This window comes from Serratia sp. ME47, from assembly GCF_903970925.1.
Taxonomy (GTDB): Bacteria; Pseudomonadota; Gammaproteobacteria; order Enterobacterales; family Enterobacteriaceae; genus Serratia; species Serratia ureilytica.
This window is the reverse complement of record NZ_CAJCKE010000012.1, coordinates 35,411-52,395: the sequence shown is the minus strand read 5'-3', so window position 1 is coordinate 52,395 and position 16,985 is coordinate 35,411. Positions and strand designations below refer to the sequence as shown.

Here is a 16,985-nt window from a genome sequence, read left to right as displayed (position 1 = left end):
GATGAACGCGCAAATCAGCGAAGAGGTTCACACCCTGTGTCGGCGCTATCAGGCGCTGGCGTTGAGCGAGGACCCGACCACCCTGACGGTCGCGCTCAGCGAAGAAGCGCCACAGGGGCTGCTGGCGGCGCTGCGTTTCGCCACCGGCAAACGCATCCATCTGGAACAATGGCCGGCGGCCAGGTTGGAGCTGGCGCTTAACCAGCGCCACGAACCGCTCTCGGCGCCGCTGGCGGCCGAAGAGGACACAACCGACATCGCCTACCCCGACGACGGCGATGCGCCGGTGGTGCAATTCATCAACCAGACGCTGCGCCTGGCCATCCAGCGCCGCGCCTCGGACATCCACTTCGAGCCTTTTCGGCAGCATTTTCGCATTCGTCTGCGCATCGACGGCGTGCTGCAAACCCTCACCTCACCGCCGCCGCAGCTGGCCGCGCGCCTCATCGCCCGGCTGAAGATCCTCGGCCAGTTGGATATCGCCGAGCGCCGTCAGCCTCAGGACGGGCAGCTCAGCCTGACGCTGGACAGCGCGCGCTATGCCATGCGTATCGCCACTCTGCCGACGCTGCACGGCGAAAAGGTTGTGCTGCGCGTTCAGCAGGGCGAGCAACAAGAACTGCCGCTGGATCAGTTAGGCATGAGCCGGGCGGATCTGGCGCGCTACGCGACGGCGCTGGCTTGCCCGCAAGGGTTGATCCTGGTGACCGGCCCGACCGGCAGCGGCAAAACGGTGACGCTGTACAGCGGTCTGCGCCAGTTGAACGATGCGCAGAGCAACCTGTGCAGCGTCGAGGATCCGGTCGAGATCCCGCTGTTCGGCGTTAATCAGACCCAGATCAACGCCAAAACCGAGCTGAGCTTCGCCCGGGTGTTGCGCGCCCTGCTGCGCCAGGATCCGGACGTCATCATGGTCGGCGAGATCCGCGATGCGGAAACCGCCGAGATCGCGGTCAAGGCCGCGCAAACCGGCCACCTGGTGCTGTCGACGCTGCATACCAACTCCACCGGCGAAACCCTGACGCGGCTGATGCACATGGGGATCCCCGGCTACCTGCTCGCCGGCTGTCTGAAGCTGATCGTCGCGCAGCGGTTGGTGCGCAGACTGTGCCGCCACTGCCGCTATCCGCACAGCCAGCCGACGCATTTTCCCAGTGCGATCTGGCCGGAACCGCTGACCGTCTGGCGCGCCGATGGCTGCGAGCATTGCTTCGGCGGTTACTATGGGCGCATCGGCGTGTATGAACTGTTGGCCATTACGCCGGAAATACAGGCGGCATTGCTGGTGAACGCCGCTCCCAGTCTGCTGGCGGATATCGCCCGCGAACAGGGGCAGCTTTCGCTGCTGCAGGCGGGCCTGGCGCTGGCAGCCGAAGGCACGACCTCGCTGGAAGAACTGTACCGCGTGATCGACGTCGTCCAGCCTGGCATAGCCGCACCATGAAAGCGCGCCGGCTGTTTCTTTGGCAGGCTTTCGACGCGCAGGGCGCCTTACGCCACGGCGAACTGATGAGCGAGGAAAAACGGCAGGTGAGCCGGTTGCTGATCGAACAAGGCCTGCAACCGTGCCGAATCGGGCACGGCAAACGCGTTACGCCCGGCCAATGGCGTGGAGAACCGTTAATCCACTTCACCCGCCAGCTCGCCACTCTGCTGCAGGCGGGGTTGCCGCTGGTCAATGCGCTGCAGTTGCTGGCAGCAGAGCATCCTTCGGCAGCCTGGCGCTGCCTGTTGCGCCAGCTGGCCGACCAGGTGCGCGAAGGGCAACCGCTTTCCGAAACCCTCGCCGAACAACCGGGGATTTTTCCCCTGATCTATCGCCAGCTGATCGCCATCGGTGAACTGACCGGCAACCTCGATCGCTGCTGCCTGCAGCTGGCGCAACAACAGGAGGCCCAGTTGCTGCTGCGCCGCAAGGTGACCAAAGCGCTGCGTTATCCCCTCTTCATCTGCGCAGTGGCGCTGATGGTCAGCGTGTTGATGCTGGTGATGGTGCTGCCGGAATTCGCCAAGGTTTATCAATCGTTCGATGCGCCGCTGCCCTGGTTTACCCAAGGGTTGCTGGCGTTGTCTGCGCAGTTGATCGCCACCGGCCCCTATCTGGCGCTGCTGCTGGGCGCGTCGCTGTTCGGCTATGGCCGCTGGCTGCACCCGCGCCCGCCGTGGCGCAGACGTGAACAGGCACTCTTGCTGCGCCTGCCGCTGATCGCCCGGCTGGTGAGCGGCGGCGCGCTGAGCCAAACATTTCGCATCCTGACCATGACCCAACGCGCCGGGCTGACGCTGGTGGAAGGGTTGAACGCGGCGGCGTTGGCGGCTGACCATCTGCTGTACAAACAGGCGCTGGAGCAGATGCAACGGCAGATCGCCGAAGGCGAAGCCTTTCATCATGCCCTGGGCCTGCAACCGCTGTTTCCGCCGCTGTGCCGGCAGCTGGTGCGGGTGGGCGAAGAGTCCGGTTCACTGGACGCCTTGCTGGATAAATTGGCGCAGTGGTATGAACGGCAAACGCACGAGCTGGCCGATACGCTGGCGCAAACGCTGGAGCCGCTGCTGATGCTAGTGGTAGGTGGGATTGTCGGCGCGTTGGTGATCGCCATGTATCTGCCTATCTTTCAACTGGGCAGCGTATTGGGATAAGGGAAAAAGGATAGCGGGCGCCGCGGTGCGCTGCGCCCGAATGCAAGGTGCGGCTTATTTGCTGCCGAAGACGCGGTTTTCCTGCTCCGCCACACGGATAAAGGTGGTGCGCTTGGTCAGCTCTTTCAAACGCTCGGCGCCGACGTAGGTGCAGGCGGAACGCAGGCCGCCGAGGATATCGCGCACGGTGAACTCCACCTCGCCTCGCAGCGGCAGCTTGACGGTTTTGCCTTCGGCCGCGCGATACTCCGCCACGCCGCCGACGTGGCGCTTCATCGCTGACTCGGAGCTCATGCCGTAGAACAGCATGAATTTCTCGCCGTTCTCTTCCACCACGGTGCCTTCGCACTCGTCGTGGCCGGCCAGCATACCGCCCAGCATCACGAAGTCCGCGCCGCCGCCGAAGGCTTTGGCGACATCGCCCGGCACCGAGCAGCCGCCGTCGCTGACGATTTGGCCGCCCAGCCCGTGGGCCGCATCGGCGCATTCGATCACCGCCGACAGCTGCGGATAGCCCACGCCGGTCTTCACGCGGGTGGTGCATACCGATCCCGGCCCGATGCCGACTTTAACGATGTCGGCGCCGGAGAGGATAAGCTCCTCCACCATCTCGCCGGTCACTACGTTGCCGGCGCAGATGACGTGATTCGGGCAGGCTTCGCGCGCTTTCTGCAGGAAGGCGACGAAGTGTTCAGAGTAGCCGTTGGCCACGTCGATACAGATGAATTTCAGTGCCGGAGACAGGGCCAGGATCTGCTGCATTTTGGCGAAGTCGGCTTCGGAGGTGCCGGTGGACACCATCACGTGGCGCAGCACCGATTCCGGCATGCGCTGCACGAAGTCAGCCCATTGCTCGACGCTGTAATGTTTGTGTACGGCGGTGAGAACGTCGAAAGAAGCCAGGGCCTCGGCCATGCGGAAGGTGCCCACCGTGTCCATGTTAGCTGCGATAATCGGCACGCCGGACCAGCTGCAACCTGAATGCTTGAAGGTAAACTGACGTTCCAGTTCAACCTCGGAACGGCTTTTCAACGTGGAACGCTTAGGGCGGATCAACACGTCTTTAAAGCCTAACTTCAAATCTTCTTCAATACGCATGACTTATGATTTCCTGGTTAATGGCGACGGATCGCAAGGAGGATATTCGAACCTCTGCCCGACGGCTTTCCCATGGCGCGGAAAGATGACGGCGAGATTAATGCCAGTTCCAGTGACGTTATAATACGCGCTAATAATCGCCGAACAAGACTGCGAATTCGCCTTTATTTACGCTACAATCCGACAAATTTACCTGCATAATCGCAGTGTGATTGCCCGCTCATTTCTGCCGTGCCGCTGCGCTTTTTCTCGCCGCCCAAACGGGGCCGAGGCGCAAGCGCCGCCTGCCGACTTGCACTTCTGCGCGATCGCTTTATGATTCGTCTATTATTTTTTTATGAACATCGGATGCACCTAACACCATGGCCTACATTGTTGCGTTGACCGGGGGCATAGGCAGCGGCAAAACGACCGTTGCGAACGCCTTTGCGCGCCACGGCGCAGCCATTGTCGATGCCGACGTGATCGCCCGTCAGGTCGTTGAGCCGGGCACCCCTGCTCTGGCCGCGATCGCCGAGCGATTTGGTAATGAAATGTTGCTGCCGGACGGCGCGCTCAACCGCGCTGCGCTGCGTCAGCGTATCTTCAGCCACCCCGATGACAAAACCTGGCTGAACCAACTGCTGCATCCGCTGATACACCGCGAGACCCAACGCCAACTGGCGCAGGTGGCCAGCCCGTACGCGCTGTGGGTCGTGCCGCTGCTGGTGGAAAACGGCCTGCAGGATCGCGCCGATCGGGTGCTGGTGATCGACGTCGACGCCGAAACCCAGTTGGCTCGCACCATCGCGCGCGACGGCATCAGCCGCGAGCAAGCGCAGAGCATTCTCGCCGCCCAGGCCACGCGCCAGCAGCGCCTCGCCGTGGCGGATGACATTATTGACAACAGCGGCGCCGCTCAGGGGATAGAGCCACGGGTCGCCGCACTGCATCGTCGCTACCTTGAACTGGCGGCAACAGCGCCCCAACAGGATTAAACTGCATGAGTGATGTTTCCCCAACCGTTCTCTTTGAACACCCGCTGAACGAAAAAATGCGTACCTGGCTGCGCATCGAGTTTTTACTGCAACAGCTGCACGGCCAGCGCGCCCTGAGCGAAACCGCCATCGCCCTTACCTTTTTCCGCACCGTCTCCGATTTGCTGGACGTACTGGAGCGCGGCGAGGTACGCACCGAACTGCTCAAAGAGCTGGAGCGTCAGCAGCAAAAACTGTTGGCCTGGGCCGATGTGCCGGGCGTGGATATGGCGCTGATCGAGCAGTTGCGCGGCCAGTTGAAGTCGCGTTCATCGGCGCTGATGGCGGCACCGCGCCTCGGTCAGGCACTGCGTGAAGACCGGCTGATCGGCCTGGTGCGCCAGCGTCTGAACATTCCCGGCGGCTGCTGCAGCTTCGATTTGCCGACCCTGCACATGTGGATGCATGCGCCGCAGCAGGATCGCGATGCCGACGTCGCCGCCTGGCTGCAGTCGCTGGATCCGCTGAACCAGGCGCTGATCATGGTGCTGGATCTGATCCGTCAGTCGGGGCCGTTCCGCAATCAAATCAGTCTGAACGGCTTTTTCCAGGACAACGCCGAAGGGGCGGACCTGCTGCGCCTGCGCCTTCATCTGGCGCCGCAGCTTTATCCGCAAATTTCCGGCCACAAGACGCGTTATGCCATTCGTTTCCTGCCGTTGGACAGCGAACATGGCATGGTGCCTGAACGCCTGACGTTCGAACTGGCCTGTTGTTGAACTCATGAAAGCAAGCCTTCTCAGCACCGCCAGAAGGCGTAAGGAACCGTTATGACGACCGTAGTGAAATGCCCAACCTGTGGCACCGGCGTGGTTTGGGGCGAAGTCAGCCCGTTCCGGCCGTTTTGCAGCAAGCGCTGCCAGCTGATCGATCTTGGCGAGTGGGCCGATGAAGAGAAGCGCATTCCGAGCAACAGCGATCTGTCGGAAAGTGAGGACTGGAGCGAACTCGACGACCGCTAATCGCCGATTGAAGGCCTGGCGCACGCCAGGCCGATAGTGTTATTGGGCGGCGCCAGCCTGCGCCACCAGCAGTTGGATAATGCCGGCGTTGGCTTCCGGGAACTCGTCTTCACGCAGCTCCGCCTGTTTTACCCAGCGCATCGGCTGCCCCTCACGGCCAAACGGCTCGCCCGCCCAATGCTCCACCAGATAAAAATTCAGCGTCACGATGCGATCGCTGAAGCGATGTTCCACCACCTCCAGCAGTTCGGCCCGCTCGGCTTCGATACCGGTCTCTTCACGCAGCTCGCGGTTCAGCGCCTGTTCCGGCGTCTCACCCGGTTCGATCTTGCCGCCGGGAAACTCCCAAAATCCGGCCATGTGCGCGTCAGCGGCGCGGCGGGTAATAAAGATCTCCCGTTGAGCATTGCGGATGATGCCCACGGCGATATTCAGATGTTTCATCTCACCCTCCTGATGGGTGCCAAAAAACAGGGGCTCAGCAAGCTGAACCCCCGGGTATTATCGGTCAACCGCGGCCGGCATTACTGCAGGCGGCCGTGGCACTGCTTGTATTTCTTGCCGGAACCGCATGGGCAAGGATCGTTGCGGCCCACTTTGCGCTCGGCGGTCGCCGGCGCGTTCGGATCTTCGGTCACCAGCGCGTTCTCGTCGTGGTGGCTCAGCTGTTGCTGCTGCGCCAGACGCTCGGCCTCTTCACGGCGCTGCTGTTCCAGCGCTTCCACCTCTTCCGGCATCCGCACCTGTACCTTGCTCAGCACGCTGATCACTTCATATTTCAGCGATTCCAGCATGGTGGCGAACATGTTGAAGGATTCGCGCTTGTACTCCTGCTTCGGATCCTTCTGCGCATAGCCGCGCAGGTGGATGCCCTGACGCAGGTAGTCCATCGCCGCCAGGTGCTCTTTCCACAGGGAATCCAGCGTCTGCAGCATCACGCCCTTCTCGAAGTTGCGCATCATTTCGCTGCCGACCACTTCTTCCTTACGCAGGTACTGCTCTTTGGCGTTCTCCAGAATACGTTCGCGCAGCGTCTCTTCGTGCAGCTCCGGCTCTTTGTCCAGCCACTGGGCGATCGGCATCTCCAGATCGAAGTCGTTCTTCAGACGCTCTTCCAGCCCCTGAATGTCCCACTCTTCTTCCAGCGACTGCGGCGTGATGTAGTTGTCGATGGTGCTCTTGAACACGTCCTCGCGGATGCTGGCGATGGTTTCGCTCACGTCGGACACGTCCAGCAATTCGTTACGCTGGCTGTAGATGGCGCGGCGCTGATCGTTGGCGACGTCGTCGTATTCCAGCAGTTGCTTACGGATATCGAAGTTGCGGCTTTCCACTTTGCGCTGCGCGTTGGCGATCGCCTTGGTCACCCACGGGTGCTCAATGGCTTCGCCTTCTTTCATGCCCAGTTTACGCATCATGCCGGACACGCGATCCGAGGCGAAGATACGCATCAGGGCATCTTCCATCGACAGGTAGAAGCGGGATGAACCGGCGTCGCCCTGACGACCGGAACGGCCGCGCAGCTGGTTATCGATACGGCGCGATTCATGGCGCTCGGTGCCGATGATATGCAGGCCGCCCGCCTCCAGCACCGCGTCGTGGCGCTCTTTCCAGGCGGCTTTGATGGCTTCGATCTGCTCTTCGGTCGGTTCTTCCAGCAGCGCCACTTCGGCCTGCCAGCTGCCGCCCAGCACGATATCGGTACCACGGCCCGCCATGTTGGTGGCGATGGTCACCGCACCGCTCTGGCCGGCCTGGGCGACGATGTCCGCTTCCATGGCGTGGAATTTGGCGTTCAACACCTTGTGGTCGATGCCCGCTTTGGTCAGCTCTCGGGACACCACTTCGGATTTCTCGATCGAGATGGTCCCCACCAGCACCGGCTGGCCTTTGGCGGTACGCTCGCGGATGTCTTCAATGATGGCGCCGATCTTCTCTTTCTCGGTCATGTACACCAGATCCGGCATATCCTTACGGATCATCGGACGGTTGGTTGGCACCACGATCGTGTCCAGCTTGTAGATCGAGCTGAATTCGAAGGCTTCGGTATCGGCGGTACCGGTCATCCCGGCCAGCTTCTCGTACAGACGGAAGTAGTTCTGGAAGGTGATCGAAGCCAGCGTCTGGTTCTCGTTCTGGATCTCCACGCCTTCTTTGGCTTCCACCGCCTGGTGCAGACCGTCGGACCAGCGGCGGCCCTGCATGGTACGGCCGGTGTGCTCATCGACGATGATCACTTCGCCGTCTTTCACGATGTAGTCCACGTCGCGGGTGAACAGCACGTGGGCGCGCAGCGCGGCGGTAACGTGGTGCATCAGCATGATGTTGGTCGGCGAGTACAGCGATTCGCCTTCATCCATGATGCCGGCTTCCACCAGCATCTCTTCGATCAGGATCAGACCGCGTTCGGTCAGGTGTACCTGACGCGCCTTCTCGTCCACCGAGAAGTGCCCTTCACCTTTGAAGGTGTCGGAGTCTTCTTTTTCCTGGCGGATCAGTTTAGGGATCAGCTTGTTGACCTTGATGTACATCTCGGAGCTGTCTTCTGCCGGGCCGGAGATGATCAGCGGCGTACGCGCTTCATCGATCAGGATGGAGTCCACCTCATCCACCAGCGCATAGTGCAGTTTGCGCTGCACGCGCTCTTCCGGGCTGAAAGCCATGTTGTCGCGCAGGTAGTCGAAGCCGTACTCGTTGTTGGTGCCGTAGGTGATGTCGGCGGCGTAAGCTTCGCGCTTGGCCGGCGCCGGCATGCCCGGCAGGTTGATGCCGATGCTCAGGCCGAGGAACTCGAACAGCGGACGGTTGTTTTCGGCGTCGCGCTGCGCCAGATAGTCGTTGACGGTCACGACGTGCACGCCGCGGCCGCTCAGGGCGTTCAGGTAGGCCGGCAGCGTCGCGGTCAGGGTTTTACCTTCACCGGTGCGCATCTCGGCGATGCAGCGGTCGTTCAGTACCATGCCGCCCAGCAGCTGCACGTCGAAGTGACGCATGCCGAACACGCGCTTGCTCGCCTCACGCACCACGGCGAAGGCTTCCGGGATCAGGCTTTCCAGCGATTCGCCCTTCTCCAGGCGCGCGCGGAATTCGTTGGTTTTCGCTTTCAACTCGTCATCGGACAGCTTTTCCATGTCCGGTTCCATGCGGTTGATCTGCTCAACCACTTTGCGCATGCGGCGCAGGGTACGATCGTTACGGCTGCCAAAAACTTTGGTTAATAATTTCACTAACATGATGTTTGATATCTCTGTCATGACCGCCGAGCGCGGCAGTCAACTTGCTATTATTTATGGTTTTTGTGCCCAAAGGGCGAGATCAGACGAGGGCGACGGGCCCGGCGCGAATGCCCTGCACCTGCGCCACCCACAGGCCGGTCTGGTGCCGCGCCAGCGTTGGCAGCACCTCAAGGTGGGTGTGGCGAATGATGGTCGGCGGCTTCGGCTCGTGCGTCAGCAGCGCGTTGAGAGTAGAAAGCAGCGCCAGTTGCGCTACCTGCAAAGGGGGTTCCGCTTCGGCTTCGCTCTCCTGCACCCGCGCATAAACCGCCTGCGGCGCCAGCGCGAAAGAGAGGTGACGAATGACGGTGCGCAGCGCATGTTGCTGCCAATAATCTACGCTGAAGGTAGGACGGCGATGCGCGTCCTGCAGCAGGGCCAGGCTGTTGAAGGTGCCGTTGGCCGAATTTTGCCGGTTAAGGCTGGACGATGTGCTCGGCAATGCGGCCTGATCGGGTGCGCCGGACAAATTGGAAGGCGCGCCAAGCGTGGCCGCAACCATCCCTAACAGGAGATGGGGCCAGAAATAACGTCTGCCAAATTGTCGCCAACGATTTAGAATACCGATCACGAGTTTATAATCCGCCGGAGCCCATTATGCGCGATAGCCGTCCACAATTATTAGATGTCCTGTTCGACGACGCGTCTGCCGGCAGCAAAGGGCCGCTGCATAACGTCCAGCAACGCGCGGTGGCGCTGCTCAAGCTTAACCGTGCAGTGAAGGGCCTGTTGCCCGCTCCCCTGCATCCCTGGTGCCGCGTCGCGAATTTCCGACAGGGTATTTTAGTGCTCGAAACGGCAAATGCCAGTTGGATGATGCGCTTGCGCTACGAACAACCCGCTTTGCTGTCTGCACTACGAGCACAAATTCTACCATCATTGTCGTCGATCGACATCAGGATTAATCCGGCCTTGATGGCGAAAGGCAGCAACCAGGTGCAAAACGCCGAAAAAGCGCCGGAAAAACCCGTGCCGATGCGGCATTTGAGTCTGGAGAGTGCGGAAGAGCTGAGGGGATTGGCGAGCCGTAGCCCGGAGAAACTGCGCAAGATATTGGAACGGCTGGCTGCATTGGCCGGAGAGGGTACCAACACAACCAGTCGTGATAAGTAATCAGCGACACGGACTGCAAAATACCGGACTGCTGGCACCACACCATCGTGAGCCTGAATTCTCAGGCTCTGAGGGGATGCGCCTGCCGTTATTCGCAGGCGAGGAATGCAGACCTTACGCCAATACGGTGGACGGTGCCTTGAATGCCAATGGCATTTCGGCTTCGTCCTGGAAGGTCACGTATTCCCACGCTTCCTGCTTGGCCAGCACGGCCTGCAGCAGTTTGTTGTTCAGCGCGTGGCCAGACTTGAACGCGGTGAACGCGCCAATGATGTTGTGGCCGCACATGAACAGGTCGCCGATGGCGTCCAGCATTTTGTGACGTACGAATTCGTCTTCGAAACGCAGACCGTCTTCGTTCAGCACGCGGTAGTCGTCTACCACGATGGCGCAGTCGAAGCTGCCGCCCAGGGCCAGGCCGCGGGACTGCAGGTATTCGATATCACGCATGAACCCGAAGGTGCGCGCGCGGCTAATTTGACGCACGAACGACTCAGCCGAGAAATCAAGACGATAGCGCTGAGAGCTGGCGTCGATGGCCGGGTGGTTGAAGTCGATGGTGAAGTCCAGGCGGAACCCGTTATGCGGGGACAGCTCGGCCCACTTGTCGCCATCTTCAACGCGTACGGTCTCTTTCAGACGCAGGAATTTCTTCGCCGAGTTCAGTTCTTCGATGCCGGCATCCAGCAGCAAGAACACGAACGGACTGGCGCTGCCGTCCATGATTGGGATTTCAGCGGCGTCGACTTCGATGACGATGTTGTCGATACCCAGCCCAGCCAGCGCGGCGTTAAGATGCTCAACGGTCGAAATACGCACGTCATGCTCATTCACCAGGCAAGTACAGAGCATGGTATCACGCACGGATTTTGCATCAGCCGGAAAATCAACCGGTGGATTCAAGTCAGTGCGACGATAGATGACCCCGGTATTAGCCGGCGCTGGGCGCATTGTCAGCGTGACTTTCTTGCCGGTATGCAAACCGACGCCAGTCGCCTGAACAATACGTTTTAATGTCCTTTGTTTGATCATCGTTTTATCTCGCAATGTTATCCATCCTACCAGCCAAGCATACAGCATGGCTGGCGGGACAGTTTAGCACAAAGAGCGGAGATTCCAAATTCTCAGGATATTCTTAGTCTGCCTGTTTACGCAGGAAGGCTGGAATATCAAGATAGTCGGGCTCTTTATTCGGCTGCGCAGCTTGGTCGTTGACCACCTTCGCGGCAGGTTTCACTTCCTGCGGCAGAGGCGACATGCCGTGCTGCTGATAACGGTGATCCATCACCGGCTGGCTGGCCTGCTTATTGGTCACCAGGGTGATTTCAGGACGCTTGTCCATACCGATACCGGTTGCAACCACGGTTACGCGCAGTTCGTCGTTCATTTCCGGATCCAGCGAGGTACCGATAACCACGGTGGCGTTGTCGGAAGCGAACGCACGGATGGTGTTACCCACGGTTTCGAACTCATCCAGACGCAGGTCGAAGCCGGCGGTGATGTTGACCAGTACGCCGCGCGCGCCGGACAGGTCGATGTCTTCCAGCAGTGGGCTGGAGATCGCCATTTCGGCCGCTTCTTCGGCGCGGTCTTCACCGCAAGCCACGCCAGAACCCATCATCGCGTAGCCCATTTCGGACATCACGGTGCGCACGTCGGCGAAGTCGACGTTCATCAGGCCCGGACGGGTGATCAGCTCGGCGATACCCTGCACCGCGCCTTTCAGCACGTCGTTGGCCGCGCCGAACGCGTCCAGCAGGGAGATGCCGCGACCCAGAACTTTCAACAGCTTGTCGTTCGGGATGGTGATCAGTGAGTCCACGTGTTTGGACAGTTCAGCGATACCCTGCTCCGCGAATGCCATGCGCTTTTTGCCTTCGAAGTTGAAAGGCTTGGTCACCACGGCCACGGTCAGAATACCCAAATCTTTAGCCACTTCAGCCACCACTGGCGCCGCACCGGTACCGGTGCCGCCGCCCATGCCGGCTGCGATGAAGACCATGTCTGCGCCGTCCAGCGCTGCGCGCAGGGCTTCGCGGTCTTCTTCCGCTGAATTGCGACCCACTTCCGGGTTCGCGCCCGCACCCAGACCTTTGGTAATACCGCTACCAATCTGGATGGTTTGGCCAACCGCCGTTTTGCGGAGCGCCTGGGCGTCCGTGTTCACAGCGAAGAATTCAACACCTTCGATGCGCTCGCGCACCATGTGTTCAACGGCGTTGCCACCGCCGCCGCCGACGCCGATGACTTTAATCACCGCGTCATTGGTTAGTTCCATTGGTTCAAACATAGTTTCTCTCCGTTTTGTGCCTGTCGCTGCGAGATCATAAAAAGATTACTCAGCATGATCTCTTTGTTGAAACATTAAAACTCTTTTCTCAGCCAGCTATTGATGCGTTTAAACCAATTGCCCACCGAGGCGCGTTTTTCTACTTCTGTCTCACCGCTCAGGTGAGACTCTTTTCCATAGTGCAGCAGACCTACCGCCGTCGAGTAGTAAGGCTCCTGCGCATAATCCGTCAGACCCGTGATGTTCAAGGGTTGGCCGATGCGTACCTGGGTGTGGAACACCCGTTGCGCACAGGCTGCCAGGCCATCAATCTGGGCGGCGCCACCGGTCAGCACGATACCTGCCGCCAGATGATGCTTAACCCCTTGCTGACGCAGTTGCTCCTGCAATTGCAAAATTTCATCGTTAACCAGATTCAACAGTTCGGTGTAGCGTGGCTCAATGACTTCAGCCAGCGTCTGTCTTTGCAGACTGCGCGGAGGACGTCCCCCGACGCTAGGCACCTCTACATTCTCATCCTTGCTAACAATCGACCCAAGCGCACAACCGTGTCGAACTTTAATCGCTTCCGCGTCGGTCGGCGGCGTGCCGAAGGCGTAAGCGATATCGCTGGTGACCACGTTCCCGGCGTAAGGGATCACTTTGGTGTGGCGCAGCGCACCGCCGGTGTACACCGCCATATCCATGGTGCCGCCGCCGATATCCACCACGCAAACGCCGAGTTCGCGTTCATCTTCGGTCAGCACCGCGTAGCTCGCGGCCAGACCGGCGAAAATAAGTTGGTCAACTTTCAGGCCGCAACGTTCCACGGCCTTGACGATGTTCTTCGCCATATCGTTATGGCAGGTAATCAGATGCACCTTGGCCTGCATGCGCACGCCGGACAGCCCAACCGGGTTTTTGATGCCTTCCTGATAATCGATGGCGTATTCCTGAGGAATCACGTGCAGGATGCGGTGTTCGTCGCGCACGCGCACCGATTTGGCGGTGTGCACCACGTTCTCCACGTCGTCCTGCGTCACTTCCTCTTCCGAGATAGGCACCATGCCGATTTCGTTCTGGCAGCTGATGTGTTTGCCCGACAGCGCCAGGTACACCGACGAGATCTGGCAGTCCGCCATCAGCTCGGCCTGATCGATGGCGCGCTGTACGCACTTCACCACCGACTCCAGGTCGTTTACGCCGCCCTTATCCATGCCGCGAGACGGGCAGCTGCCCACCCCGATAATGTTGACCATGCCATCGGGCAGAACTTCCCCTACCAACGCGGAGACTTTTGCAGTACCGATCTCCAGTCCAACTACCAGTTTTCTGTCCGTCGACTTGATCATTGTTGTTTTGCCTGTGCCTGATTCTGTTGCTGATTACTGTTTTGCTGACCGCCAAGCGCCTGCGGATCGACCAACACCGGAGCCCACCCTACCGAAGCGCCGGACTCGTAGCGCAAATCGACATAGCTGACACGCTTGCTCTCCGCCTGGCCCTGCTGCTGCAATACCGGGTAAAGCTCGATAAACCGCTGCAAACGCCCGTTGCGGTCATCGCGCCCCAGCTCAAGCCGGACATCGTTGTCCAGCGCCAGCTGCCAGGAATGGCGCGCGGTCATCGCCGCCATTTTCAGCGTATATTTGCTGGCCGCCAACGTGGCGCTCATCGCCCGATAGCCTTCCAGCACATCCTGCTCGCTCCCTTCCGGCCCGTAGAGCAGCGGCAACTTCTGCTTGCCCGCCCGCTCCGCCGGCACGCTGAACGCTTTGCCCTCGGCGTCCACCATGTGCAAATCGTTCCAGCGCGCCACCGGGACATACTCCACCAGATGGATCTTCAGCTCATCCGGCCATTGTTTGCGCACGCTGGCCTGCTTGATCCACGGCAGACGTTCGATCTGCTGCTGGATAACGTCCACATCCTGCGTCATAAAGGTGCCGGGCGCGCCCAGCGCCAGGATCGCCTGACGAATATCATCGTTGGTGGTGTAATGGCGTTCGCCGGTCACCACCAGCCTTGAGAGCGGCAGGCGACTGGCGTCTTTCATCCAGCCAAGCACCGCCCAACCGCTCCACACGACCGTTCCCAACACCATCAGCAGGAAAATCATTCCCGCCAACTGGGTTCCATTGCTGCGGCGCGGGCCGTTATCCACCTCGCGATCGCGCGCATTCAGGGCAGCTTGCGACATATCAGTCGGCCAACTCCAAAATTCTCGCCACTAGCTGCGAGAAGCTTAATCCAAACTGGCGCGCCGCCATCGGCACCAGGCTATGACTGGTCATGCCCGGAGAGGTGTTTACCTCAAGCAGATAGAAGCTGCCATCGCTGTCTTGCATCACGTCGACGCGGCCCCAGCCGCTGCAGTCCAGACCGCGGTAGGCGCGCAGCGCCAACGCCGCCATCTCGGCTTCCTGCTCGGCGCTCAAACCGCTCGGGCAGAAGTACTGCGTATCGTCCGAAATGTACTTGGCCTGATAGTCGTAAAACACGCCGGCCGGCTGGATGCGGATCGACGGCAACACCTGGTCGCCCAGCATCGCCACGGTGTATTCCGGGCCGCTCAACCACTTCTCCACCAGCACATCGTCGTCATGGCGGAAGGCTTCTTCCAACGCCGCTGCCAACGCCGCGCTTTCGGTGACCTTGCTCATGCCGACGCTGGAGCCTTCACGGCTCGGCTTGACGATCACCGGCAGGCCGAGATCCGCCACGCGCGCCAGCAGCGCCGCTTTTTCGGCGCCGAGATACAGCTGGCGATTCAGCGCCACGTAAGGCGCCACCGGCAAGCCCATCGATTGCCACACCATCTTGGTGCGCCATTTGTCCATGGTCAGCGCCGAGGCCATCACGCCGCTGCCGGTATAAGGCAACTCGAGAAACTCCAGCAGCCCCTGCAGGGTGCCGTCCTCGCCGCCGCGGCCGTGCAGCGCGATAAACACTTTGGTGAACCCCTGCTCTTTCAGCTGGGTCACCGGGAAATCGCGGGTATCGACGCCATGCGCATCGATACCGGCTTCGCGCAACCCGGCCAGCACCGCGGCGCCGGACTGCAGAGAAACGTCACGTTCAGCGGAGGTGCCACCCAGCAGAACTGCAACTTTATCAACCATGGTGCTCCTCCTCTTTCTTCGGCGGCTGCAGCTTCAGCTCGGCCAGTTTACGGGCGATTTTGCCCACGTTGCCGGCGCCTTGCACCAGCACCAGGTCTTCATCCTGCAACAGCTGCGCCAGGGTTTCCGGCACGGTATCGGCATCGGAAACCAGGATCGGATCCAGCTTGCCGCGGCTGCGGATGGTGCGGCACAGCGAGCGGCTGTCCGCGCCCGGGATCGGCGCTTCGCCGGCGGCGTACACGTCGAGCATCAGCAGCACATCCACCTGCGACAGCACGTTGGCGAAATCGTCGTACAGATCGCGGGTACGCGTGTAGCGGTGCGGCTGGAAGATCATCACCAGACGCTTGTCCGGCCAACCGGCGCGCGCCGCTTTCAACGTGGCGTCCACTTCGGTCGGATGGTGGCCGTAATCGTCCACCAGCATCGCGCTGCCCGCTTTGCCGTTGACCGGCTCCAGCGGAAACTCGCCGAGGAAATCGAAGCGGCGCCCGGTGCCCTGGAAGCCAGCTAGCGCGCGCAGGATATCTTCGTCGTCGATGCCTTCTTCGGTCGCTACCGCCACCGCCGCCGCTGCGTTCAACGCATTGTGGCGGCCCGGCGCGTTCAGCGTCACCGTCAGCAACGGTTTGTCCTGACGGCTCAGGGTAAAGTGCCCCTGCGGCCCAATCTGCCGGTAGTCTTCGATGCGCACGTCGGCATCTTCACTGAAGCCGTAGGTGGTGATATGGCGACCCACGCGCGGCAGCAGCTCACGCACCACCGGATCGTCGATGCACATCACCGCGCGACCGTAGAACGGCAGGTTGTGCAAGAAATTGATAAACGTCTGCTTCAGGTTCTCGAAGTCGCCCTGGTAGGTGTCCATGTGGTCGGCTTCGATGTTGGTGACCACGGCCACCATCGGCTGCAGATGCAGGAACGACGCATCGCTCTCATCCGCTTCCGCGATCAGATAACGGCTGGACCCCAGTCGTGCGTGGGTGCCCGCCGCCTTTACCAGCCCGCCGTTAACGAAGGTCGGGTCCAGGCGGGCTTCGGCGTAAATGCTCGAGACCATCGCCGTGGTGGTGGTTTTGCCGTGCGTGCCGGCGATAGCGATGCCGTGGCGAAAACGCATCAGCTCCGCCAGCATTTCAGCGCGGCGGATCACCGGGATGCGCGCTTCACGGGCGGCGACGATCTCCGGGTTGTCGGCGGAGATGGCGGTAGATACCACCACCACACTCGCATCCAGCACGTTTTCCGGACGGTGATTGAAATAAATCGTCGCCCCGAGCGCGCTCAACTGCTGGGTCACCGGATTTGGCGCCAGGTCGGAGCCGCTGATCTGATACCCTTCGTTTGCCAACACTTCGGCGATACCACCCATGCCGGCGCCACCGATGCCGACAAAGTGAATGTGCCGGACGCGACGCATCTCGGGCACGATAGTACGTAGTTTCGCCAGTTGTTGTGTATTCATCACTCTCTCTAATCCGGATCCG

The 16,985-nt window shown here is 60.7% G+C and carries 16 protein-coding genes; 6 read left to right on the top strand and 10 right to left on the bottom strand.

The window, feature by feature from the left end; translation table 11 throughout:
• Window position 1 precedes the first annotated feature (1 nt).
• Window positions 2-1,444 carry a type II secretion system protein GspE gene (gene gspE / locus H7A77_RS13630; protein ID WP_182074308.1) on the top strand — a complete coding sequence of 481 codons (1,443 nt, stop codon included), beginning with the start codon at window positions 2-4 and terminating at the stop codon, window positions 1,442-1,444.
• Complete coding sequence (gene hofC / locus H7A77_RS13625; protein WP_147838129.1) at window positions 1,441-2,640, top strand: protein transport protein HofC; 1,200 nt, start codon at window positions 1,441-1,443, stop codon at window positions 2,638-2,640. Before gspE ends, hofC begins: the two co-directional genes overlap by 4 nt.
• 54 nt (window positions 2,641-2,694) lie before the next feature.
• On the opposite strand, the gene H7A77_RS13620 is transcribed toward hofC, so the two are convergent.
• Window positions 2,695-3,738, bottom strand: a complete 1,044-nt coding sequence (locus tag H7A77_RS13620) for a GMP reductase (protein WP_015376656.1) — start codon at window positions 3,736-3,738, stop codon at window positions 2,695-2,697.
• A 362-nt stretch (window positions 3,739-4,100) separates the two neighbouring features.
• On the opposite strand from H7A77_RS13620, the gene coaE reads away from it, so the two are divergent.
• The 3 genes from coaE to yacG are packed head-to-tail and all read left to right on the top strand — an operon-like array spanning window position 4,101 to window position 5,716.
• Complete coding sequence (coaE, locus tag H7A77_RS13615) at window positions 4,101-4,715, top strand: dephospho-CoA kinase (RefSeq protein ID WP_089191185.1); 615 nt, start codon at window positions 4,101-4,103, stop codon at window positions 4,713-4,715.
• Window positions 4,716-4,720: 5 nt separating this feature from the next.
• Complete coding sequence (gene zapD / locus H7A77_RS13610) at window positions 4,721-5,473, top strand: cell division protein ZapD (RefSeq protein ID WP_033641859.1); 753 nt, start codon at window positions 4,721-4,723, stop codon at window positions 5,471-5,473.
• Between the two features lie 51 nt (window positions 5,474-5,524).
• Window positions 5,525-5,716: a DNA gyrase inhibitor YacG gene (gene yacG, locus H7A77_RS13605; RefSeq protein WP_025301578.1), complete on the top strand. Its 192-nt coding sequence runs from the start codon at window positions 5,525-5,527 to the stop codon at window positions 5,714-5,716.
• Window positions 5,717-5,755: 39 nt separating this feature from the next.
• Here yacG and mutT read toward each other — a convergent pair whose 3' ends face one another.
• The 3 genes from mutT to secM form a co-directional block, all read right to left on the bottom strand.
• Window positions 5,756-6,160 carry an 8-oxo-dGTP diphosphatase MutT gene (gene mutT / locus H7A77_RS13600; RefSeq protein ID WP_033651668.1) on the bottom strand — a complete coding sequence of 135 codons (405 nt, stop codon included), beginning with the start codon at window positions 6,158-6,160 and terminating at the stop codon, window positions 5,756-5,758.
• A gap of 80 nt (window positions 6,161-6,240) precedes the next feature.
• On the bottom strand, window positions 6,241-8,949 hold the full coding sequence (secA, locus tag H7A77_RS13595) for a preprotein translocase subunit SecA (RefSeq protein ID WP_033641857.1): 2,709 nt from the start codon (window positions 8,947-8,949) through the stop codon (window positions 6,241-6,243).
• Window positions 8,950-9,031: 82 nt separating this feature from the next.
• Window positions 9,032-9,562: a secA translation cis-regulator SecM gene (gene secM / locus H7A77_RS13590; protein ID WP_033641856.1), complete on the bottom strand. Its 531-nt coding sequence runs from the start codon at window positions 9,560-9,562 to the stop codon at window positions 9,032-9,034.
• Between the two features lie 26 nt (window positions 9,563-9,588).
• Between secM and H7A77_RS13585 the strand changes: the two genes are divergently transcribed.
• Complete coding sequence (locus H7A77_RS13585; RefSeq protein WP_004932751.1) at window positions 9,589-10,104, top strand: DUF721 domain-containing protein; 516 nt, start codon at window positions 9,589-9,591, stop codon at window positions 10,102-10,104.
• A gap of 114 nt (window positions 10,105-10,218) precedes the next feature.
• On the opposite strand, the gene lpxC is transcribed toward H7A77_RS13585, so the two are convergent.
• The 6 genes from lpxC to murC form a co-directional block, all read right to left on the bottom strand.
• Window positions 10,219-11,136: a UDP-3-O-acyl-N-acetylglucosamine deacetylase gene (gene lpxC / locus H7A77_RS13580; RefSeq protein ID WP_004932754.1), complete on the bottom strand. Its 918-nt coding sequence runs from the start codon at window positions 11,134-11,136 to the stop codon at window positions 10,219-10,221.
• 103 nt (window positions 11,137-11,239) lie between these two features.
• Window positions 11,240-12,394, bottom strand: a complete 1,155-nt coding sequence (gene ftsZ / locus H7A77_RS13575; protein WP_004932757.1) for a cell division protein FtsZ — start codon at window positions 12,392-12,394, stop codon at window positions 11,240-11,242.
• A 74-nt stretch (window positions 12,395-12,468) separates the two neighbouring features.
• Window positions 12,469-13,725, bottom strand: coding sequence for a cell division protein FtsA (gene ftsA, locus H7A77_RS13570; protein WP_004932758.1), 1,257 nt, complete (start codon window positions 13,723-13,725; stop codon window positions 12,469-12,471).
• Complete coding sequence (ftsQ, locus tag H7A77_RS13565; protein ID WP_004932761.1) at window positions 13,722-14,573, bottom strand: cell division protein FtsQ; 852 nt, start codon at window positions 14,571-14,573, stop codon at window positions 13,722-13,724. Before ftsQ ends, ftsA begins: the two co-directional genes overlap by 4 nt.
• A gap of 1 nt (window position 14,574) precedes the next feature.
• Window positions 14,575-15,495, bottom strand: a complete 921-nt coding sequence (locus H7A77_RS13560; protein ID WP_182074307.1) for a D-alanine--D-alanine ligase — start codon at window positions 15,493-15,495, stop codon at window positions 14,575-14,577.
• A complete protein-coding gene (gene murC / locus H7A77_RS13555; RefSeq protein WP_025301571.1) occupies window positions 15,488-16,963 on the bottom strand; it encodes a UDP-N-acetylmuramate--L-alanine ligase in 1,476 nt (491 codons plus the stop codon). The genes H7A77_RS13560 and murC overlap by 8 nt, the downstream gene beginning before the upstream one ends.
• Between the last annotated feature and the right edge of the window lie 22 nt (window positions 16,964-16,985).